Origin of the sequence: Peribacillus sp. S4 (assembly GCF_046715815.1) — a bacterium.
Taxonomy (GTDB): Bacteria; Bacillota; Bacilli; order Bacillales; family DSM-1321; genus Peribacillus; species Peribacillus frigoritolerans.
This window is the reverse complement of sequence record NZ_CP175708.1, coordinates 246,999-270,472: the sequence shown is the minus strand read 5'-3', so window position 1 is coordinate 270,472 and position 23,474 is coordinate 246,999. Positions and strand designations below refer to the sequence as shown.

Annotated in this window: 8 protein-coding genes, 8 rRNA genes and 1 riboswitch; of the genes, 3 read left to right on the top strand and 13 right to left on the bottom strand. The window is 45.7% G+C overall.

Going from position 1 to position 23,474, the window contains the following annotated elements; all coding sequences use genetic code 11:
• Positions 1–15 precede the first annotated feature (15 nt).
• A riboswitch (cyclic di-AMP (ydaO/yuaA leader) is annotated at positions 16–163 on the bottom strand.
• Between the two features lie 199 nt (positions 164–362).
• The 4 genes from ACJ9PY_RS01405 to ACJ9PY_RS01390 all read right to left on the bottom strand — a co-directional run bounded on the left by ACJ9PY_RS01405 (position 363) and on the right by ACJ9PY_RS01390 (position 4,331).
• Positions 363–1,622: an efflux RND transporter periplasmic adaptor subunit gene (locus tag ACJ9PY_RS01405; protein WP_411739370.1), complete on the bottom strand. Its 1,260-nt coding sequence runs from the start codon at positions 1,620–1,622 to the stop codon at positions 363–365.
• Positions 1,623–1,636: 14 nt separating this feature from the next.
• On the bottom strand, positions 1,637–2,299 hold the full coding sequence (locus ACJ9PY_RS01400) for a hypothetical protein (RefSeq protein WP_191930802.1): 663 nt from the start codon (positions 2,297–2,299) through the stop codon (positions 1,637–1,639).
• 128 nt (positions 2,300–2,427) lie between these two features.
• Positions 2,428–3,321: a YegS/Rv2252/BmrU family lipid kinase gene (locus ACJ9PY_RS01395; protein WP_278089968.1), complete on the bottom strand. Its 894-nt coding sequence runs from the start codon at positions 3,319–3,321 to the stop codon at positions 2,428–2,430.
• Between the two features lie 131 nt (positions 3,322–3,452).
• Positions 3,453–4,331 carry a TetR/AcrR family transcriptional regulator gene (locus ACJ9PY_RS01390; protein ID WP_063574494.1) on the bottom strand — a complete coding sequence of 293 codons (879 nt, stop codon included), beginning with the start codon at positions 4,329–4,331 and terminating at the stop codon, positions 3,453–3,455.
• A gap of 189 nt (positions 4,332–4,520) precedes the next feature.
• Here ACJ9PY_RS01390 and ACJ9PY_RS01385 point away from each other — a divergent pair, with 189 nt between their 5' ends.
• Positions 4,521–7,652, top strand: a complete 3,132-nt coding sequence (locus tag ACJ9PY_RS01385; protein ID WP_411739369.1) for an efflux RND transporter permease subunit — start codon at positions 4,521–4,523, stop codon at positions 7,650–7,652.
• Positions 7,653–7,866: 214 nt separating this feature from the next.
• On the opposite strand, the gene ACJ9PY_RS01380 is transcribed toward ACJ9PY_RS01385, so the two are convergent.
• From ACJ9PY_RS01380 to ACJ9PY_RS01365, 4 genes are all read right to left on the bottom strand, one after another.
• Positions 7,867–8,706, bottom strand: coding sequence for a tyrosine-type recombinase/integrase (locus tag ACJ9PY_RS01380; RefSeq protein WP_411739368.1), 840 nt, complete (start codon positions 8,704–8,706; stop codon positions 7,867–7,869).
• 256 nt (positions 8,707–8,962) lie between these two features.
• Positions 8,963–9,078 (bottom strand): 5S ribosomal RNA (gene rrf, locus ACJ9PY_RS01375).
• 64 nt (positions 9,079–9,142) lie between these two features.
• A 23S ribosomal RNA gene (locus ACJ9PY_RS01370) occupies positions 9,143–12,075 on the bottom strand.
• A 176-nt stretch (positions 12,076–12,251) separates the two neighbouring features.
• Positions 12,252–13,802 (bottom strand): 16S ribosomal RNA (locus ACJ9PY_RS01365).
• Between the two features lie 530 nt (positions 13,803–14,332).
• Between ACJ9PY_RS01365 and ACJ9PY_RS01360 the strand changes: the two genes are divergently transcribed.
• Positions 14,333–14,470, top strand: a complete 138-nt coding sequence (locus tag ACJ9PY_RS01360; protein ID WP_134402069.1) for a DUF3951 domain-containing protein — start codon at positions 14,333–14,335, stop codon at positions 14,468–14,470.
• 184 nt (positions 14,471–14,654) lie between these two features.
• On the opposite strand, the gene rrf (ACJ9PY_RS01355) is transcribed toward ACJ9PY_RS01360, so the two are convergent.
• From rrf (ACJ9PY_RS01355) to ACJ9PY_RS01345, 3 genes are all read right to left on the bottom strand, one after another.
• Positions 14,655–14,770 (bottom strand): 5S ribosomal RNA (gene rrf, locus ACJ9PY_RS01355).
• A gap of 64 nt (positions 14,771–14,834) precedes the next feature.
• Positions 14,835–17,767, bottom strand: a 23S ribosomal RNA gene (locus tag ACJ9PY_RS01350).
• 176 nt (positions 17,768–17,943) lie between these two features.
• Positions 17,944–19,494 (bottom strand): 16S ribosomal RNA (locus tag ACJ9PY_RS01345).
• Between the two features lie 530 nt (positions 19,495–20,024).
• Between ACJ9PY_RS01345 and ACJ9PY_RS01340 the strand changes: the two genes are divergently transcribed.
• Positions 20,025–20,162, top strand: coding sequence for a DUF3951 domain-containing protein (locus ACJ9PY_RS01340; RefSeq protein WP_134402069.1), 138 nt, complete (start codon positions 20,025–20,027; stop codon positions 20,160–20,162).
• Between the two features lie 184 nt (positions 20,163–20,346).
• On the opposite strand, the gene rrf (ACJ9PY_RS01335) is transcribed toward ACJ9PY_RS01340, so the two are convergent.
• Positions 20,347–20,462 (bottom strand): 5S ribosomal RNA (rrf, locus tag ACJ9PY_RS01335).
• 64 nt (positions 20,463–20,526) lie between these two features.
• Positions 20,527–23,459 (bottom strand): 23S ribosomal RNA (locus ACJ9PY_RS01330).
• The 16S, 23S and 5S rRNA genes sit together here, the layout of an rRNA operon.
• Positions 23,460–23,474: the final 15 nt, after the last annotated feature.

Below are 23,474 nucleotides of genomic sequence, written 5' to 3'. Positions count from 1 at the left end.
CGTGAATATTCACACATGTTCCCTTGAAGACGCTGACGAGGTTAGCTGTCGGGTTAGGATTGGAAACACAAAAAGCCCTTTCATTTCTGAATTCACCCCTAGCGGATAAAATCCACATAAATGGGTCCCCCGTTCTTGGAATAAGATTAAGCGAGTTAACTTATAATAAAATATTATACTAAAAATGATAATCTGTAAATATTTATTCGCATCCGTTCTAGAAAAAGGTCTTTAAATATGTCTGAATATTCTGTATTAATAGCTACTCTATCTATAATTACGCTTCCCGATTTTTAATCACTTAAGTTATATTGATATAATTAATAAATAATTTGTCATCACCTCTCTTGTGAAAAAAGCGGTTATTTTTCCAGAATGCCAAGTAACAGGTATCTTACTTTTTCCCTAGAGGTGAATTTTTTATAAGTTCTAGCTTTCACTTTTTCAAATTGAATCGGGGTAATAAAATAAGAATGGTTCTTCACTGCCACATTCGGCTTCAGGAGGATGACGTCACCTACAGATGGTCCCTTTATGATTTCCTGCTTCCCTTCAGCCTTAAGACCTTTTGTAATGTAATGTTTATCCACATGGCCTTTATTCGTCAACTTGTAAATATATGGATGCTTTTGGTATTGTACCGCCTCTATCGGTATAGAGGGTACACCGGCTTTCTCATTGGTTATTACAGTAAGATTCACTTTCGATCCCACCAACAAAGGTTCCGTTTCTTCGCCTTCCGGTTCGATTAAAGCCTGAAATGGAAATCTGTTATCTTTTTTTAATGATGGCTCTTCTGCGGGATAGGAATGGATACGGCCTATCGTCCCTTTCAATGCCTTTTTTGAATCAGAGGAACTTGCTTTTATAGTCATGCCCACTTCAGCCTTTTTCATTTCCTCTCCGGAGAAATACCCTTCAATTGCCATATTTGTAGAAACGATGGATATAATGGGATTATCAAGGTTTTTATTGATATTTTTAACGACACCATCAGCCTCGCTCGTCGTCACAATTGCACTGGACTGCTCCTCAATCGAACTTAATTTAGCGTCAAGCATTTTCACTTTTTCATCCAACCTGTTTTTTTCTAGTTCCTGCTTGTACATTTCTTGCTCAATGTTACTTTTAATAAGATCTGAAGAGCTTGTCGTTATATCAATATTCAAGTTTTTCTCCACCGATTCATCAATTGCCGCTTCAGGTTCACTGGTCAAGTTCCCCTGATAAGACCTCAACTTCCCTATGTATTCCTCAATCCCTGCCCTTTCCCCCTCAGCTGCCGTTTTCTCCGCTTCCAAACTCGCTTTAAGCGCATCAAGTTCGGTCGCCGTATACTCAAACAACGAGGAGCCAGCCGTAACCGAATCGCCTTCTTTTACAAGGAATTTCTTAAAATCATTTTTCTTGGCATCAAAATAGATATCATACTCTTCTACTGGTTTAATTACCCCATTTGTTTGAATAGTATCCGTAATTGTATCTTTTTTTACCTTAGTCCAGTTTTCAACGAAAACCGTCCGTTCCACTTTGCTTTCTTTTTTTTCAATAAGGTATAAGTTAACGGTTATTAACACTATCGACGCAATGGAGACCGCCGCTATTTTCCAGTTACCGCTCATTCATTTCACCCGCTTTATACAAATACGCCTACTTGGATGTATCCTAAAAAGGCTTTAACAAACCATGTGGCCAAATAGAATAGAACAATCATTAAAAGGACCAAATAATTATTACGTTCTGTAAATTCCTTCAAATAAAAATATTGCAGAGCAATAATGAGAAATTGAAAAATGGTAATTTCACTGAAAAAGTGAATGAAATAATCACTTCTGAGAAAATACTGACTGATGATCCCCAATGAAAAAGGATTGGCATCGCTGCCTATATCCATTAAAACGAATAAGGGAATCAATAATGTTTTTTCCACTAATTGCAGGCCAAAAAGAATCATTTGAACGATAACTAATTTTATATAGGGGATATCAGTAACGATCCAAAAGAATAGAGCTGCTAAAAATATGTATATGGAAGGGTGGATTATTCCTGTTATTATATTGCCGCTCAAAATCAGCAACTTTGCTGCTTCGAATTCATTGGCGCTCATCTTCGTGATTTCTTTGGAGAATGATTCTGAACCAATGCCAAAATATCCCCCAACGGCGAATACTATAAGACTAAGAAAATATATAAATATTAATTTCAATCCAAGCTTTGTGACTGCCTCTGCATTTTGCAGCTGATAACGACTCCGATAAGGCTGTAAAATGCCCTTTAACAATCTGACCTGGTACACCATAATTGGTCCTCCTGCAAAAAATGATATATCATCATACATTTTATCCTATTTTGGAAACAATTGCAGAAATAAGGAATGAATATACAAAAAAAACACATAAGCCTTTCCCTTTAAATAGAATCCCCACACTAATTTGGTGTTAATACTGACAAATGGTGGGCAAGGACTTTAATGCGTGAAGGAGTTTGCCTATAGTTCTCTCCATCCATATCCACATCAAGCGGCCTCTTGGATTCAATAGTCAAGGTACCTGCTTGTAAATAAGTCACCCCAGAGTCAGAACTCATATTTTGAGTCCATGAACGTTTCATCGCTATTATTTCTAAAAATGCACCAAGGCTTGCATTTTCCAAGATGGCAACGCCAAAGAGCCCATCGTCTGGTCTAATCATGGGAAAGGGCAATAAATTAGTGCCGATAAAACAACCATTCAAGACCAAAATCATAACTGCTTCCCCTTCAATGAAATTCCCATCATATTCCACTTTATAGGGAAAGGGAGCACTCTCACCAATCGTCCTTACAGCGCTTAATAAATATCCTATCTTTCCGAACCTGCTTTTTTCCTGCTCATCAATATTATTTGAAGCATCTGAAATAAGCCCAACTCCCCAGAAATTGGAAAAATAATCGTTATTGGATTTACCAATATCAATTGGACGAACCTTACCGTTTACTAATGCTTCCGCAGCTTGACGAACATTTTGAGGAATCTTTAATGTCCTGGAGAAGTCATTGCAAGTCCCTCCAGGTAAAATCCCAAACAACGGCCGCCTCTGAAGGGGTGAAAGGCCATTTACACACTCATGTACCGTTCCATCTCCTCCCAATACGAAAACTACATCCATTTCTTCACCATATTCCAAACAATAACGGCATGCATCGCCTTTTTGCTTTGTTTGTAGAATGAGAAACTCATCAATATGTGGAGCTAATACCGGAAGACACCCTCCTAGATTCCTTTCGAGTTTATCATTCCCTGCATTTTTATTATAAATCAGCATTCCCTTTTTCCATCGCATGATTCTAGCCCCCATATTATTGAAAGAATTGTCTTCTTCCCATCACTTTTTACTTTTTCCTAAATCTCCGTTTTTAAATCTCATTAAAAATTTAAATGAAAAAGAGGCTTTCGCCCCTTTCAGTAAAGCCTTCATATATTCAGCAAATAATCCTTCATCAATAAGATAAGCTTTGAACACAAGGGGCTCCTTTTTTCATTTTTTTCCAAAAATAACAAAAGGCTTTCCAAGATGATTGAGCTTGGCCTAACCTTTGAAAATTCTTCCTGGAGTGCCTTTAAAGCTTCCGTAATTTTACGTGTCTCCCTTCCCTCTTCTTTACGTGTTTCCACTTCCAGCATCCTGGCGATAATCGAATGGATTTCTTCTTTTGGGCTCATATCCCGCATCGAGCAACCTGGTAGGGGAAATTGTTTCAATAATGGATCTTCCATGTTCTCCAGACTTGCGACAATGGAATCCATCCGGTTCAATATGAAGCTAGGTAACAATTCTACATCGAAAGCATTTTGTTTCCTGATCAATATTCCGATATAGCCTTTGAAAAGCGAATCTAAAATAATGGTGCAATCGGGCAGAAGATCAGATGAAAGTCCCGGGTATAACTCAATGATTTTACGCTTGAACCAAATCAAGCCCTCTTCATGGATATAATGTAAAAATCCATCTAGTTCCTTGCTGATATGAACCATTTGTTCCTGCATCATCATTTGAATCAAGTTGGTATTTCCCGTCATATGCTCAATGTGAACAGTGATCTGCCTCATGAATTTGTCTTTACTGGACAATGAAGCATCCAGTTCAAGATCAAGTAATGAGTCTGTCAACGCTTCATAATAAAATTTAAAAATGGAGACTAGTAATTCCTCCTTCGATTTAAAATAATTATAAAAGGACCCTTTTGCTATCCCGCATTTTTCAACAATTTCCTGAACCGAAGTTGCATGATAGCCTTTCTCCGCGAAAAGCTCCACAGACTTATCTATGATCATCTTATTTTTTTCTTTCATCAAATTCATCCTATCTTTTAAAATTGTCCACCGGTGACCAATGGGTCATATCTTCCAAATTGTATCCCAAAACCCTTGAAATCACAACGTTAGCACTAACGGATATTATCTATTGCAATCATAATCCATATACTATATATTTGAGTTTGTGACCGACTGGTCACAATTTTATGTATGGAGGGTACAAGCTTGAATTCAATAATTAAATTTTCATTAAAGAATAAATTGGCAATCTGGTTGCTTACCATCATCATCGTTGCAGCTGGTTTATACTCCGGTTTAAACATGAAACAAGAAACCATACCAAGCATCTCCACTCCTTTAATAAGCATCTCCACTGTTTATCCTGGAGCTGCACCTGAAGAAGTAGCAGATAAGCTCACAGACCAGATTGAGCTAAAAGTAACAAATTTGCCAGGAGTCGAATTAGTCAGTTCTTCGTCCATGGCCAATGCCTCTTCCATCCAATTACAATATGATTATGATACGGATATGGATGATGCAGTAAAAGAAGTGAAAGATGCTTTAGAGAAATTGGAACTGCCAGAGGGAGTAGATGACCCGAGCGTATCTAAATTAGAATTAAACGCTTTTCCTGTCGTCGCACTCAGTGTAACAGATAAGGCTTCTGATTTACCAGCCCTTACAAAAAATGTCGAAGAGGTGTTAGTACCTAAACTTGAAGGAATTGACGGCGTGACATCCGTATCCATTTCCGGACAGCAAGTAAATGAAGGAAGCCTTGTATTCGACCAGGACAAGATGGCTCAATACGGGCTCGATGAAGAAACCGTAAAGAAGGTTATCCAGGCTGCAAACGTCAGTATGCCGCTTGGCATATATAACTTTGATGATAAAGAGAAAACAATCGTTGTGGATGGAAACATTTCCACATTAAAGGACCTGAAAAATATAAAGATACCTTTAACCGGCGGCCCGAAAACAGGAGCGCCAGCACAAACTGGACAGGAAACCAATCAATTATCTCCTGAAATGGAAACAGGTCCTGCCCAACTGCAAAATGTGAAATTATCAGATATTGCCGATGTTAAAATTACCGGTAAGGCTGAATCGATTTCAAGAACAAACGGTAGCGAATCGATTGGAATCCAGGTTACAAGATCACCTGATGCCGATACAGTTGCAATCGTCGACGAAGTAAATGAAGAAGCATCGAATTTCAAAGAAGAGTTTAATGGAGTAAGTGTACACACTACTCTCGATCAAGCTAAACCGATTAAAGATTCCGTTGAAACCATGATCAGCAAGGCACTCTTCGGCTGTCTGTTTGCCGTTATTGTTATCATGCTGTTCCTTAGGAACTTTAAAACGACTCTCATTTCCGTCATTTCGATTCCATTATCCCTGTTAGCAGCCCTTTTGGTGCTCAAACAAATGGATATTTCATTGAATGTCATGACACTTGGGGCCATGACCGTTGCGATTGGCCGAGTCGTCGATGACTCCATTGTCGTCATAGAAAATATTTATAGAAGAATGGCTTTAAAAGGCGAACAATTAAAAGGCGGCGAATTAATACGATCTGCCACTAAGGAAATGTTCATCCCCATCCTTTCATCGACAATCGTTACTGTAGCCGTATACCTGCCTTTAGCAAGCGTTACAGGACCTGTCGGGGAACTATTCACGCCATTCGCCTTAACAATGGTGTTTGCATTAGTCGCTTCATTAATAATCGCCATCACACTTGTTCCGGCAATGGCAGACTCTTTATTTAAAAAGGGACTATCTACAAAAGAATTAAAATCACATGAAGAAAAACCAAGCAAACTATCAGCACTCTATCGAAAATCACTGGATTGGTCATTAAACCATAAACTAATCACTTTCGGCACAGCCATTGTATTATTAGTTGGCAGTTTATTCCTAATCCCAAGCATCGGTGTAAGCTTCATGCCTGCAGATGAAGAAAAAACGATCATCGTCACTTACACTCCCGCACCTGGAGAGTTAAAAGAGGATATTGAAAAGCAAACAGAAAAAGTGGAAAAATACTTCATGGATAAAGACGATGTGAAGACCGTTCAATACACACTTGGCGAAAGCATGATGGGCGGAGGCATGATGGGCGGCTCGAGTAACTCGGCTCTCTTCTATGTACTCTATGACGAAGACACCGAAAATTTCGGGGACAAAAAAGAAACCGTCATAAAAGAATTAACTGAACTTGATTCACCTGGAACATGGAAACAACAAGATTTCACATCAACATCAAGCAACGAGACCACTCTGTTTGTTTACGGAAATACACAAAAAGATATTGAACCGGTAATTGATGATATTCAAAATATCATGAAGAAAAATAAAGATTTAAAAGATGTTGATACAAGTCTTTTAGATGCTTATGAGCAATACACTTTAGTTGCAGACCAAGAAAAGCTAAGCGACCTTGGACTGACAGCTGCACAAATTGGAATGTCCATCGCCAATACGAATAAGGATGATGCTTTAACTACCATTAAGAAAGATGGAGAAGAAGTCAAAGTATATGTCGAGACAAAAGAAACAACATTCGAAGACAAAAAAGATCTAGAGAATACGAAAATTTCTTCTCCAATGGGAATGGAAATCCCATTGAAAGAGCTTGTAAAAATCGAAGAAGGCAAAGCTTCCGATACAATCAGCCGCCGCGATGGAAAAATTTATGCCGACGTGTCTGCAACAATCAAATCGGATGATGTGGCCGCAGTGACAGCTGATGTACAGAAGGAAGTTGATAAATTAGACCTTCCTGCAAGCGTCTCTATAGACTACGGCGGAGTGACGGAAGATATCCAAGAATCATTCACTCAACTTGGTATCGCTATGTTAGCGGCAGTTGCTATCGTATACTTTGTCCTAGTGGTTACTTTCCATGGTGGTTTAGCACCAATAGCCATTCTCTTCTCCTTACCATTTACGGTAATCGGGGCATTGGCAGGGCTATTCATTGCAGGTGAGACCATCAGCGTTTCGGCAATGATGGGTGTCCTGATGCTTATAGGTATCGTCGTGACCAATGCCATCGTATTAGTCGACCGTGTTATCAAGAATGAAGAATCCGGGCTATCTACCAGGGAATCTTTACTCGAGGCAGGATCCACCCGTCTACGCCCTATCCTGATGACTGCCCTTGCCACAATCGGCGCTTTAATACCTCTGGCAATCGGTGCGGAAGGCAGTGGATTAATATCACAAGGTTTGGGCATTACCGTTATCGGCGGACTGGTGAGTTCTACATTGCTAACACTTGTAATAGTGCCAGTAGTATATGAATTTATAATGAAAATAGGTAAAAAGAAGAAAAAAACAGTTAAGTAACGAAGAAAAAGAAGAGGGGATTCCTTATTTCAGGAACCCCCTCTTTTTTGATTCAACAATGCATCAATGTTCGGTCCTTTTGACTGAACTATATTCCTCTTCTTTCAACCCGTCCCATCTCTTAAGACAAAACGTCCTATTCGTCATTTCCAAGGAATCTGTTTGTTTAAACAAAAAAAGGAAAGATCTCTCTTCCCTTTTTCATTTCTTTATATTAGTGTTTCGTGAAAGTTTGATCTATCGCATTTGCCAGATCCAGCGATTTTTCTTTTAGATAACGCTTCGTTACGTTTAAATCTTTATGACCGGCAAGCTTTGATATCGTTTGTATATCTATTCCATTATCCACTAACCTTTGACAAAAAGTATGTCGCAGTTTATGCGGATGCACATTGTATTTTTTCAATATATATTGAACTGACCTCGGAGTGATCCTTTGATTATAGCTTGAGATGAATAACGGATCTGCTTTTTCTTTTAAAGAAAAAAGATAATTTTGTACATGTTGAATGGCCGATATCGTAAGGGGTACGGATCTGTCGATTTCACCTTTTGCGTTCCGGACAAGTATATAATTCCGCTCTGTTTCCATGATGACGTCACGGCCATTTAAGTCACATAATTCGGAGACACGAATTCCAGTATGTAACAAAAGGTAGACGATGGCAATGTTCCTTAGATTCCCTTCTGCTTCTATATCTTTTAACAGTATCTGCTGCTCATTGAGGCTTAAAGTTTCAGGTACCTCAAGCTTGTGCTCCTTAACTTTACGTTCCACTGAAAGCATCACTTGCGGTTTACCTAAAAATTTAAAGAAGACATTTAATGCAATATAGTGTTTTTCGATTGTCCCTGGGCTTTTCTTGCAATTTTCTAAATTATCAAGATAAGCCTGAACATCTTCAGAATGGATCTCCATCAATATCTTTTGTGTCTGGTCACAAAACTGTGAAAGGACACCAGTATACGTTTTGATCGTATTAGCTGATTTGCCTTGGTCTCTCAACCATTCAGCAAACGAAAAAATCATTTCATCTTTAGCAGAGGTATCCATCGGCTATTCCCCCAATGACAGTTTCAGAACTATGTTAAGTTTAACATATATCCCTACAGAAACGAAGAATTCTGTCCCTTTGTCTTAAACTGATATGGATAAGACAGATAGCTATAGAAATTCAGATGCATTAATAGTATGTCCTACCATTTATCCTGCATATAACTTTCTTTATGGTCTATAATAGGTTTAAATAATAAGTACTGAAGATAACGACCTCAAAAAAGACCAGCCGGATGGCTGGTCTTTTCAAATGGCTTGGCGGCGTCCTACTCTCACAGGGGGAAACCCCCAACTACCATCGGCGCTGAAGAGCTTAACTGCCGTGTTCGGAATGGGAACGGGTGTGACCTCTTCGCTATCGCCACCAAACATAAAAGGAACGTTGTTCCTTCAAAACTAGATAATAAGAAGGTATTTCATTTTTTAAAAAGCGTTGGTTAAGTCCTCGATCTATTAGTATCAGTCAGCTCCACATGTCACCATGCTTCCACCTCTGACCTATCAACCTGATCATCTTTCAGGGATCTTACTAGCTTGCGCCATGGGAAATCTCATCTTGAGGGGGGCTTCATGCTTAGATGCTTTCAGCACTTATCCCGTCCGCACGTAGCTACCCAGCTATGCCTTTGGCAAGACAACTGGTACACCAGCGGTGCGTCCATCCCGGTCCTCTCGTACTAAGGACAGCTCCTCTCAAATTTCCTGCGCCCGCGACGGATAGGGACCGAACTGTCTCACGACGTTCTGAACCCAGCTCGCGTACCGCTTTAATGGGCGAACAGCCCAACCCTTGGGACCGACTACAGCCCCAGGATGCGATGAGCCGACATCGAGGTGCCAAACCTCCCCGTCGATGTGGACTCTTGGGGGAGATAAGCCTGTTATCCCCGGGGTAGCTTTTATCCGTTGAGCGATGGCCCTTCCATGCGGAACCACCGGATCACTAAGCCCGACTTTCGTCCCTGCTCGACTTGTAGGTCTCGCAGTCAAGCTCCCTTGTGCCTTTACACTCTACGAATGATTTCCAACCATTCTGAGGGAACCTTTGGGCGCCTCCGTTACTCTTTAGGAGGCGACCGCCCCAGTCAAACTGCCCACCTGACACTGTCTCCCACCCCGATAAGGGGCGCGGGTTAGAATTTCAATACAGCCAGGGTAGTATCCCACCAACGCCTCCACCGAAGCTGGCGCTCCGGCTTCTCAGGCTCCTACCTATCCTGTACAAGCTGTACCAAAATTCAATATCAGGCTGCAGTAAAGCTCCACGGGGTCTTTCCGTCCTGTCGCGGGTAACCTGCATCTTCACAGGTACTATAATTTCACCGAGTCTCTCGTTGAGACAGTGCCCAGATCGTTACACCTTTCGTGCGGGTCGGAACTTACCCGACAAGGAATTTCGCTACCTTAGGACCGTTATAGTTACGGCCGCCGTTTACTGGGGCTTCGGTTCAAAGCTTCGCTTGCGCTAACCTCTCCCCTTAACCTTCCAGCACCGGGCAGGTGTCAGCCCCTATACTTCGCCTTGCGGCTTCGCAGAGACCTGTGTTTTTGCTAAACAGTCGCCTGGGCCTATTCACTGCGGCTTTTCTGGGCTATTCACCCTAAAAAGCACCCCTTCTCCCGAAGTTACGGGGTCATTTTGCCGAGTTCCTTAACGAGAGTTCTCTCGCACACCTTAGGATTCTCTCCTCGCCTACCTGTGTCGGTTTGCGGTACGGGCACCTTACATCTCACTAGAGGCTTTTCTTGGCAGCGTGGAATCAGGAACTTCGGTACTATATTTCCCTCGCCATCACAGCTCCGCCTTAATGGAAACGGGATTTGCCTCGTTTCCGGCCTAACTGCTTGGACGCGCATATCCAACAGCGCGCTTACCCTATCCTTCTGCGTCCCCCCATCGTTCAAACGATGTATAGGTGGTACAGGAATATCAACCTGTTGTCCATCGCCTACGCCTTTCGGCCTCGGCTTAGGTCCCGACTAACCCTGAGCGGACGAGCCTTCCTCAGGAAACCTTAGGCATTCGGTGGAAGGGATTCTCACCCTTCTTTCGCTACTCATACCGGCATTCTCACTTCTAAGCGCTCCACCAGTCCTTCCGGTCTGACTTCAACGCCCTTAGAACGCTCTCCTACCATCGACACCATACGGTGTCAATCCACAGCTTCGGTGATACGTTTAGCCCCGGTACATTTTCGGCGCGGAGTCACTCGACCAGTGAGCTATTACGCACTCTTTAAATGGTGGCTGCTTCTAAGCCAACATCCTGGTTGTCTAAGCAACTCCACATCCTTTTCCACTTAACGTATACTTTGGGACCTTAGCTGGTGGTCTGGGCTGTTTCCCTTTCGACTACGGATCTTATCACTCGCAGTCTGACTCCCAAGAATAAGTATTTGGCATTCGGAGTTTGACTGAATTCGGTAACCCGTTGGGGGCCCCTAGTCCAATCAGTGCTCTACCTCCAATACTCTCATCTTGAGGCTAGCCCTAAAGCTATTTCGGAGAGAACCAGCTATCTCCAGGTTCGATTGGAATTTCTCCGCTACCCACACCTCATCCCCGCACTTTTCAACGTGCGTGGGTTCGGGCCTCCATTCAGTGTTACCTGAACTTCACCCTGGACATGGGTAGATCACCTGGTTTCGGGTCTACGACCTCATACTCATTCGCCCTATTCAGACTCGCTTTCGCTGCGGCTCCGTCTCATCAACTTAACCTCGCATGAAATCGTAACTCGCCGGTTCATTCTACAAAAGGCACGCCATTACCCATTAACGGGCTTTGACTACTTGTAGGCACACGGTTTCAGGATCTATTTCACTCCCCTTCCGGGGTGCTTTTCACCTTTCCCTCACGGTACTGGTTCACTATCGGTCACTAGGGAGTATTTAGCCTTGGGAGATGGTCCTCCCTGCTTCCGACGGGATTTCTCGTGTCCCGCCGTACTCAGGATCCACTCAGGAGGGAACGAAGTTTCAACTACAGGGTTTTTACCTTCTTCGACGGACCTTTCCAGGTCGCTTCATTTACCCCGTTCCTTTGTAACTCCATGTTGAGTGTCCTACAACCCCAAGAGGCAAGCCTCTTGGTTTGGGCTAATTCCGTTTCGCTCGCCGCTACTCAGGAAATCGCGTTTGCTTTCTCTTCCTCCGGGTACTTAGATGTTTCAGTTCCCCGGGTCTGCCTTCAGTACCCTATGTATTCAGGTAAAGATACTGTTCCATTACGAACAGTGGGTTTCCCCATTCGGAAATCTCCGGATCAAAGCTTACTTACAGCTCCCCGAAGCATATCGGTGTTAGTCCCGTCCTTCATCGGCTCCTAGTGCCAAGGCATCCACCGTGCGCCCTTTCTAACTTAACCGTTAAAAAAGATCTTACAGATGCTTTGAAAAAAATTAATTGCCTTCTATCTATTATCTAGTTTTCAAGGAACAAAGCAGAAAGAATCCACCACATCGTGATGTTTGTCTTTCCTATTTGAATGAATTACTCATTCAAAACTGAACAAAACAAAAGCGCTCTCGTAATTATCCTTAGAAAGGAGGTGATCCAGCCGCACCTTCCGATACGGCTACCTTGTTACGACTTCACCCCAATCATCTGTCCCACCTTAGGCGGCTGGCTCCATGAAGGTTACCTCACCGACTTCGGGTGTTACAAACTCTCGTGGTGTGACGGGCGGTGTGTACAAGGCCCGGGAACGTATTCACCGCGGCATGCTGATCCGCGATTACTAGCGATTCCGGCTTCATGCAGGCGAGTTGCAGCCTGCAATCCGAACTGAGAATGGCTTTATGGGATTCGCTTACCTTCGCAGGTTTGCAGCCCTTTGTACCATCCATTGTAGCACGTGTGTAGCCCAGGTCATAAGGGGCATGATGATTTGACGTCATCCCCACCTTCCTCCGGTTTGTCACCGGCAGTCACCTTAGAGTGCCCAACTGAATGCTGGCAACTAAGATCAAGGGTTGCGCTCGTTGCGGGACTTAACCCAACATCTCACGACACGAGCTGACGACAACCATGCACCACCTGTCACTCTGTCCCCCGAAGGGGAAAGCCCTATCTCTAGGGTTGTCAGAGGATGTCAAGACCTGGTAAGGTTCTTCGCGTTGCTTCGAATTAAACCACATGCTCCACCGCTTGTGCGGGCCCCCGTCAATTCCTTTGAGTTTCAGCCTTGCGGCCGTACTCCCCAGGCGGAGTGCTTAATGCGTTAGCTGCAGCACTAAAGGGCGGAAACCCTCTAACACTTAGCACTCATCGTTTACGGCGTGGACTACCAGGGTATCTAATCCTGTTTGCTCCCCACGCTTTCGCGCCTCAGTGTCAGTTACAGACCAGAAAGTCGCCTTCGCCACTGGTGTTCCTCCAAATCTCTACGCATTTCACCGCTACACTTGGAATTCCACTTTCCTCTTCTGCACTCAAGTTCCCCAGTTTCCAATGACCCTCCACGGTTGAGCCGTGGGCTTTCACATCAGACTTAAGGAACCACCTGCGCGCGCTTTACGCCCAATAATTCCGGACAACGCTTGCCACCTACGTATTACCGCGGCTGCTGGCACGTAGTTAGCCGTGGCTTTCTGGTTAGGTACCGTCAAGGTACCAGCAGTTACTCTGGTACTTGTTCTTCCCTAACAACAGAACTTTACGACCCGAAGGCCTTCTTCGTTCACGCGGCGTTGCTCCGTCAGACTTTCGTCCATTGCGGAAGATTCCCTACTGCTGCCTCCCGTAGGAGTCTGGGCCGTGTCTCAGTCCCAGTGTGGCCGATCACCCTCTCAGGTCGGCTACGCATCGTCGCCTTGGTGAGCCATTACCTCACCAACTAGCTAATGCGCCGCGGGCCCATCTATAAGTGACAGCGTAAACCGTCTTTCCATCTTCTCTCATGCGAGAAAAGAACGTATCCGGTATTAGCTCCGGTTTCCCGAAGTTATCCCAGTCTTATAGGCAGGTTGCCCACGTGTTACTCACCCGTCCGCCGCTAATCTCAGGGAGCAAGCTCCCGTCGATTCGCTCGACTTGCATGTATTAGGCACGCCGCCAGCGTTCGTCCTGAGCCAGGATCAAACTCTCCGAAGAAATGTTTGACTTGCTCATTTGCTTTTTTGATAGTGTGTGCTCACTTAAAATTTAACGTTGGCGCTTTGTTTTGTTCAGTTTTCAAAGAGCAATTTCCACAATCGTTCTTTCGAATGGCTGTTTATTCATCATAACATCTTATTGATTAGTTGTCAACTTCTACGAAGTTTTTAACTTATTTTAAATCGCTGTGTTTTTCAGCGACCATTTCATCTTATCATTTTCACAGTAAGAAGTCAATAGTTATTATTTCTTTCAGCAATCAGCCAAAAGCGATGATGTTTTTGCGTTTGTCTTAGTTGGTGCTTATTTATATTAATCCTTTCCCACCATTAAGTCAACACATTTCACAATAAATAATTCTTTTTCTTAAAGTTAGGTGAAGAATGCTTCAAGATCCTTTTTACTAGTTGGACAGATCTGAAGCTACCCCTGTATTTTTTTGCGCTGTTTTCGCGTTGTTTTGAACAAAGGGATAGTAGGGATATAGTGAGATGAAATAGTAAGCAATCTTTTTAAGGAGTGATTAAATGGCATATGCTTATAGTCCATTTGTTATTACTGTAATATGCTTTGTTTGTTATCGGCTGATTAAAAAGAAATCAGCACCTTCAAATAGATACACACCTTATGATGACATCACAAAGGAAAATAAAGATGACATATAAAACCGTTACAGGATACTACAAATCATCATATACAATATGAAGAGAAATCAAATAACGACAAGACCATTTAAACAGCCTTTAATTATGTGTGCAAGAAAGCGACACTGTATGCGAAAAAAGATGGCTGTTTCCATGACCTTATGAACACAAAAAAAGACCAGCCGATGGCTGATCTTTTTAAATGGCTTGGCGGCGTCCTACTCTCACAGGGGGAAACCCCCAACTACCATTGGCGCTGAAGAGCTTAACTGCCGTGTTCGGAATGGGAACGGGTGTGACCTCTTCGCTATCGCCACCAAACATAAAAGGAACGTTGTTCCTTCAAAACTAGATAATAAGAAGGTATTTCATTTTTTAAAAAGCGTTGGTTAAGTCCTCGATCTATTAGTATCAGTCAGCTCCACATGTCACCATGCTTCCACCTCTGACCTATCAACCTGATCATCTTTCAGGGATCTTACTAGCTTGCGCCATGGGAAATCTCATCTTGAGGGGGGCTTCATGCTTAGATGCTTTCAGCACTTATCCCGTCCGCACGTAGCTACCCAGCTATGCCTTTGGCAAGACAACTGGTACACCAGCGGTGCGTCCATCCCGGTCCTCTCGTACTAAGGACAGCTCCTCTCAAATTTCCTGCGCCCGCGACGGATAGGGACCGAACTGTCTCACGACGTTCTGAACCCAGCTCGCGTACCGCTTTAATGGGCGAACAGCCCAACCCTTGGGACCGACTACAGCCCCAGGATGCGATGAGCCGACATCGAGGTGCCAAACCTCCCCGTCGATGTGGACTCTTGGGGGAGATAAGCCTGTTATCCCCGGGGTAGCTTTTATCCGTTGAGCGATGGCCCTTCCATGCGGAACCACCGGATCACTAAGCCCGACTTTCGTCCCTGCTCGACTTGTAGGTCTCGCAGTCAAGCTCCCTTGTGCCTTTACACTCTACGAATGATTTCCAACCATTCTGAGGGAACCTTTGGGCGCCTCCGTTACTCTTTAGGAGGCGACCGCCCCAGTCAAACTGCCCACCTGACACTGTCTCCCACCCCGATAAGGGGCGCGGGTTAGAATTTCAATACAGCCAGGGTAGTATCCCACCAACGCCTCCACCGAAGCTGGCGCTCCGGCTTCTCAGGCTCCTACCTATCCTGTACAAGCTGTACCAAAATTCAATATCAGGCTGCAGTAAAGCTCCACGGGGTCTTTCCGTCCTGTCGCGGGTAACCTGCATCTTCACAGGTACTATAATTTCACCGAGTCTCTCGTTGAGACAGTGCCCAGATCGTTACACCTTTCGTGCGGGTCGGAACTTACCCGACAAGGAATTTCGCTACCTTAGGACCGTTATAGTTACGGCCGCCGTTTACTGGGGCTTCGGTTCAAAGCTTCGCTTGCGCTAACCTCTCCCCTTAACCTTCCAGCACCGGGCAGGTGTCAGCCCCTATACTTCGCCTTGCGGCTTCGCAGAGACCTGTGTTTTTGCTAAACAGTCGCCTGGGCCTATTCACTGCGGCTTTTCTGGGCTATTCACCCTAAAAAGCACCCCTTCTCCCGAAGTTACGGGGTCATTTTGCCGAGTTCCTTAACGAGAGTTCTCTCGCACACCTTAGGATTCTCTCCTCGCCTACCTGTGTCGGTTTGCGGTACGGGCACCTTACATCTCACTAGAGGCTTTTCTTGGCAGCGTGGAATCAGGAACTTCGGTACTATATTTCCCTCGCCATCACAGCTCCGCCTTAATGGAAACGGGATTTGCCTCGTTTCCGGCCTAACTGCTTGGACGCGCATATCCAACAGCGCGCTTACCCTATCCTTCTGCGTCCCCCCATCGTTCAAACGATGTATAGGTGGTACAGGAATATCAACCTGTTGTCCATCGCCTACGCCTTTCGGCCTCGGCTTAGGTCCCGACTAACCCTGAGCGGACGAGCCTTCCTCAGGAAACCTTAGGCATTCGGTGGAAGGGATTCTCACCCTTCTTTCGCTACTCATACCGGCATTCTCACTTCTAAGCGCTCCACCAGTCCTTCCGGTCTGACTTCAACGCCCTTAGAACGCTCTCCTACCATCGACACCATACGGTGTCAATCCACAGCTTCGGTGATACGTTTAGCCCCGGTACATTTTCGGCGCGGAGTCACTCGACCAGTGAGCTATTACGCACTCTTTAAATGGTGGCTGCTTCTAAGCCAACATCCTGGTTGTCTAAGCAACTCCACATCCTTTTCCACTTAACGTATACTTTGGGACCTTAGCTGGTGGTCTGGGCTGTTTCCCTTTCGACTACGGATCTTATCACTCGCAGTCTGACTCCCAAGAATAAGTATTTGGCATTCGGAGTTTGACTGAATTCGGTAACCCGTTGGGGGCCCCTAGTCCAATCAGTGCTCTACCTCCAATACTCTCATCTTGAGGCTAGCCCTAAAGCTATTTCGGAGAGAACCAGCTATCTCCAGGTTCGATTGGAATTTCTCCGCTACCCACACCTCATCCCCGCACTTTTCAACGTGCGTGGGTTCGGGCCTCCATTCAGTGTTACCTGAACTTCACCCTGGACATGGGTAGATCACCTGGTTTCGGGTCTACGACCTCATACTCATTCGCCCTATTCAGACTCGCTTTCGCTGCGGCTCCGTCTCATCAACTTAACCTCGCATGAAATCGTAACTCGCCGGTTCATTCTACAAAAGGCACGCCATTACCCATTAACGGGCTTTGACTACTTGTAGGCACACGGTTTCAGGATCTATTTCACTCCCCTTCCGGGGTGCTTTTCACCTTTCCCTCACGGTACTGGTTCACTATCGGTCACTAGGGAGTATTTAGCCTTGGGAGATGGTCCTCCCTGCTTCCGACGGGATTTCTCGTGTCCCGCCGTACTCAGGATCCACTCAGGAGGGAACGAAGTTTCAACTACAGGGTTTTTACCTTCTTCGACGGACCTTTCCAGGTCGCTTCATTTACCCCGTTCCTTTGTAACTCCATGTTGAGTGTCCTACAACCCCAAGAGGCAAGCCTCTTGGTTTGGGCTAATTCCGTTTCGCTCGCCGCTACTCAGGAAATCGCGTTTGCTTTCTCTTCCTCCGGGTACTTAGATGTTTCAGTTCCCCGGGTCTGCCTTCAGTACCCTATGTATTCAGGTAAAGATACTGTTCCATTACGAACAGTGGGTTTCCCCATTCGGAAATCTCCGGATCAAAGCTTACTTACAGCTCCCCGAAGCATATCGGTGTTAGTCCCGTCCTTCATCGGCTCCTAGTGCCAAGGCATCCACCGTGCGCCCTTTCTAACTTAACCGTTAAAAAAGATCTTACAGATGCTTTGAAAAAAATTAATTGCCTTCTATCTATTATCTAGTTTTCAAGGAACAAAGCAGAAAGAATCCACCACATCGTGATGTTTGTCTTTCCTATTTGAATGAATTACTCATTCAAAACTGAACAAAACAAAAGCGCTCTCGTAATTATCCTTAGAAAGGAGGTGATCCAGCCGCACCTTCCGATACGGCTACCTTGTTACGACTTCACCCCAATCATCTGTCCCACCTTAGGCGGCTGGCTCCATGAAGGTTACCTCACCGACTTCGGGTGTTACAAACTCTCGTGGTGTGACGGGCGGTGTGTACAAGGCCCGGGAACGTATTCACCGCGGCATGCTGATCCGCGATTACTAGCGATTCCGGCTTCATGCAGGCGAGTTGCAGCCTGCAATCCGAACTGAGAATGGCTTTATGGGATTCGCTTACCTTCGCAGGTTTGCAGCCCTTTGTACCATCCATTGTAGCACGTGTGTAGCCCAGGTCATAAGGGGCATGATGATTTGACGTCATCCCCACCTTCCTCCGGTTTGTCACCGGCAGTCACCTTAGAGTGCCCAACTGAATGCTGGCAACTAAGATCAAGGGTTGCGCTCGTTGCGGGACTTAACCCAACATCTCACGACACGAGCTGACGACAACCATGCACCACCTGTCACTCTGTCCCCCGAAGGGGAAAGCCCTATCTCTAGGGTTGTCAGAGGATGTCAAGACCTGGTAAGGTTCTTCGCGTTGCTTCGAATTAAACCACATGCTCCACCGCTTGTGCGGGCCCCCGTCAATTCCTTTGAGTTTCAGCCTTGCGGCCGTACTCCCCAGGCGGAGTGCTTAATGCGTTAGCTGCAGCACTAAAGGGCGGAAACCCTCTAACACTTAGCACTCATCGTTTACGGCGTGGACTACCAGGGTATCTAATCCTGTTTGCTCCCCACGCTTTCGCGCCTCAGTGTCAGTTACAGACCAGAAAGTCGCCTTCGCCACTGGTGTTCCTCCAAATCTCTACGCATTTCACCGCTACACTTGGAATTCCACTTTCCTCTTCTGCACTCAAGTTCCCCAGTTTCCAATGACCCTCCACGGTTGAGCCGTGGGCTTTCACATCAGACTTAAGGAACCACCTGCGCGCGCTTTACGCCCAATAATTCCGGACAACGCTTGCCACCTACGTATTACCGCGGCTGCTGGCACGTAGTTAGCCGTGGCTTTCTGGTTAGGTACCGTCAAGGTACCAGCAGTTACTCTGGTACTTGTTCTTCCCTAACAACAGAACTTTACGACCCGAAGGCCTTCTTCGTTCACGCGGCGTTGCTCCGTCAGACTTTCGTCCATTGCGGAAGATTCCCTACTGCTGCCTCCCGTAGGAGTCTGGGCCGTGTCTCAGTCCCAGTGTGGCCGATCACCCTCTCAGGTCGGCTACGCATCGTCGCCTTGGTGAGCCATTACCTCACCAACTAGCTAATGCGCCGCGGGCCCATCTATAAGTGACAGCGTAAACCGTCTTTCCATCTTCTCTCATGCGAGAAAAGAACGTATCCGGTATTAGCTCCGGTTTCCCGAAGTTATCCCAGTCTTATAGGCAGGTTGCCCACGTGTTACTCACCCGTCCGCCGCTAATCTCAGGGAGCAAGCTCCCGTCGATTCGCTCGACTTGCATGTATTAGGCACGCCGCCAGCGTTCGTCCTGAGCCAGGATCAAACTCTCCGAAGAAATGTTTGACTTGCTCATTTGCTTTTTTGATAGTGTGTGCTCACTTAAAATTTAACGTTGGCGCTTTGTTTTGTTCAGTTTTCAAAGAGCAATTTCCACAATCGTTCTTTCGAATGGCTGTTTATTCATCATAACATCTTATTGATTAGTTGTCAACTTCTACGAAGTTTTTAACTTATTTTAAATCGCTGTGTTTTTCAGCGACCATTTCATCTTATCATTTTCACAGTAAGAAGTCAATAGTTATTATTTCTTTCAGCAATCAGCCAAAAGCGATGATGTTTTTGCGTTTGTCTTAGTTGGTGCTTATTTATATTAATCCTTTCCCACCATTAAGTCAACACATTTCACAATAAATAATTCTTTTTCTTAAAGTTAGGTGAAGAATGCTTCAAGATCCTTTTTACTAGTTGGACAGATCTGAAGCTACCCCTGTATTTTTTTGCGCTGTTTTCGCGTTGTTTTGAACAAAGGGATAGTAGGGATATAGTGAGATGAAATAGTAAGCAATCTTTTTAAGGAGTGATTAAATGGCATATGCTTATAGTCCATTTGTTATTACTGTAATATGCTTTGTTTGTTATCGGCTGATTAAAAAGAAATCAGCACCTTCAAATAGATACACACCTTATGATGACATCACAAAGGAAAATAAAGATGACATATAAAACCGTTACAGGATACTACAAATCATCATATACAATATGAAGAGAAATCAAATAACGACAAGACCATTTAAACAGCCTTTAATTATGTGTGCAAGAAAGCGACACTGTATGCGAAAAAAGATGGCTGTTTCCATGACCTTATGAACACAAAAAAAGACCAGCCGATGGCTGATCTTTTTAAATGGCTTGGCGGCGTCCTACTCTCACAGGGGGAAACCCCCAACTACCATTGGCGCTGAAGAGCTTAACTGCCGTGTTCGGAATGGGAACGGGTGTGACCTCTTCGCTATCGCCACCAAACATAAAAGGAACGTTGTTCCTTCAAAACTAGATAATAAGAAGGTATTTCATTTTTTAAAAAGCGTTGGTTAAGTCCTCGATCTATTAGTATCAGTCAGCTCCACATGTCACCATGCTTCCACCTCTGACCTATCAACCTGATCATCTTTCAGGGATCTTACTAGCTTGCGCCATGGGAAATCTCATCTTGAGGGGGGCTTCATGCTTAGATGCTTTCAGCACTTATCCCGTCCGCACGTAGCTACCCAGCTATGCCTTTGGCAAGACAACTGGTACACCAGCGGTGCGTCCATCCCGGTCCTCTCGTACTAAGGACAGCTCCTCTCAAATTTCCTGCGCCCGCGACGGATAGGGACCGAACTGTCTCACGACGTTCTGAACCCAGCTCGCGTACCGCTTTAATGGGCGAACAGCCCAACCCTTGGGACCGACTACAGCCCCAGGATGCGATGAGCCGACATCGAGGTGCCAAACCTCCCCGTCGATGTGGACTCTTGGGGGAGATAAGCCTGTTATCCCCGGGGTAGCTTTTATCCGTTGAGCGATGGCCCTTCCATGCGGAACCACCGGATCACTAAGCCCGACTTTCGTCCCTGCTCGACTTGTAGGTCTCGCAGTCAAGCTCCCTTGTGCCTTTACACTCTACGAATGATTTCCAACCATTCTGAGGGAACCTTTGGGCGCCTCCGTTACTCTTTAGGAGGCGACCGCCCCAGTCAAACTGCCCACCTGACACTGTCTCCCACCCCGATAAGGGGCGCGGGTTAGAATTTCAATACAGCCAGGGTAGTATCCCACCAACGCCTCCACCGAAGCTGGCGCTCCGGCTTCTCAGGCTCCTACCTATCCTGTACAAGCTGTACCAAAATTCAATATCAGGCTGCAGTAAAGCTCCACGGGGTCTTTCCGTCCTGTCGCGGGTAACCTGCATCTTCACAGGTACTATAATTTCACCGAGTCTCTCGTTGAGACAGTGCCCAGATCGTTACACCTTTCGTGCGGGTCGGAACTTACCCGACAAGGAATTTCGCTACCTTAGGACCGTTATAGTTACGGCCGCCGTTTACTGGGGCTTCGGTTCAAAGCTTCGCTTGCGCTAACCTCTCCCCTTAACCTTCCAGCACCGGGCAGGTGTCAGCCCCTATACTTCGCCTTGCGGCTTCGCAGAGACCTGTGTTTTTGCTAAACAGTCGCCTGGGCCTATTCACTGCGGCTTTTCTGGGCTATTCACCCTAAAAAGCACCCCTTCTCCCGAAGTTACGGGGTCATTTTGCCGAGTTCCTTAACGAGAGTTCTCTCGCACACCTTAGGATTCTCTCCTCGCCTACCTGTGTCGGTTTGCGGTACGGGCACCTTACATCTCACTAGAGGCTTTTCTTGGCAGCGTGGAATCAGGAACTTCGGTACTATATTTCCCTCGCCATCACAGCTCCGCCTTAATGGAAACGGGATTTGCCTCGTTTCCGGCCTAACTGCTTGGACGCGCATATCCAACAGCGCGCTTACCCTATCCTTCTGCGTCCCCCCATCGTTCAAACGATGTATAGGTGGTACAGGAATATCAACCTGTTGTCCATCGCCTACGCCTTTCGGCCTCGGCTTAGGTCCCGACTAACCCTGAGCGGACGAGCCTTCCTCAGGAAACCTTAGGCATTCGGTGGAAGGGATTCTCACCCTTCTTTCGCTACTCATACCGGCATTCTCACTTCTAAGCGCTCCACCAGTCCTTCCGGTCTGACTTCAACGCCCTTAGAACGCTCTCCTACCATCGACACCATACGGTGTCAATCCACAGCTTCGGTGATACGTTTAGCCCCGGTACATTTTCGGCGCGGAGTCACTCGACCAGTGAGCTATTACGCACTCTTTAAATGGTGGCTGCTTCTAAGCCAACATCCTGGTTGTCTAAGCAACTCCACATCCTTTTCCACTTAACGTATACTTTGGGACCTTAGCTGGTGGTCTGGGCTGTTTCCCTTTCGACTACGGATCTTATCACTCGCAGTCTGACTCCCAAGAATAAGTATTTGGCATTCGGAGTTTGACTGAATTCGGTAACCCGTTGGGGGCCCCTAGTCCAATCAGTGCTCTACCTCCAATACTCTCATCTTGAGGCTAGCCCTAAAGCTATTTCGGAGAGAACCAGCTATCTCCAGGTTCGATTGGAATTTCTCCGCTACCCACACCTCATCCCCGCACTTTTCAACGTGCGTGGGTTCGGGCCTCCATTCAGTGTTACCTGAACTTCACCCTGGACATGGGTAGATCACCTGGTTTCGGGTCTACGACCTCATACTCATTCGCCCTATTCAGACTCGCTTTCGCTGCGGCTCCGTCTCATCAACTTAACCTCGCATGAAATCGTAACTCGCCGGTTCATTCTACAAAAGGCACGCCATTACCCATTAACGGGCTTTGACTACTTGTAGGCACACGGTTTCAGGATCTATTTCACTCCCCTTCCGGGGTGCTTTTCACCTTTCCCTCACGGTACTGGTTCACTATCGGTCACTAGGGAGTATTTAGCCTTGGGAGATGGTCCTCCCTGCTTCCGACGGGATTTCTCGTGTCCCGCCGTACTCAGGATCCACTCAGGAGGGAACGAAGTTTCAACTACAGGGTTTTTACCTTCTTCGACGGACCTTTCCAGGTCGCTTCATTTACCCCGTTCCTTTGTAACTCCATGTTGAGTGTCCTACAACCCCAAGAGGCAAGCCTCTTGGTTTGGGCTAATTCCGTTTCGCTCGCCGCTACTCAGGAAATCGCGTTTGCTTTCTCTTCCTCCGGGTACTTAGATGTTTCAGTTCCCCGGGTCTGCCTTCAGTACCCTATGTATTCAGGTAAAGATACTGTTCCATTACGAACAGTGGGTTTCCCCATTCGGAAATCTCCGGATCAAAGCTTACTTACAGCTCCCCGAAGCATATCGGTGTTAGTCCCGTCCTTCATCGGCTCCTAGTGCCAAGGCATCCACCGTGCGCCCTTTCTAACTTAACCGTTAAAAAAGATCTT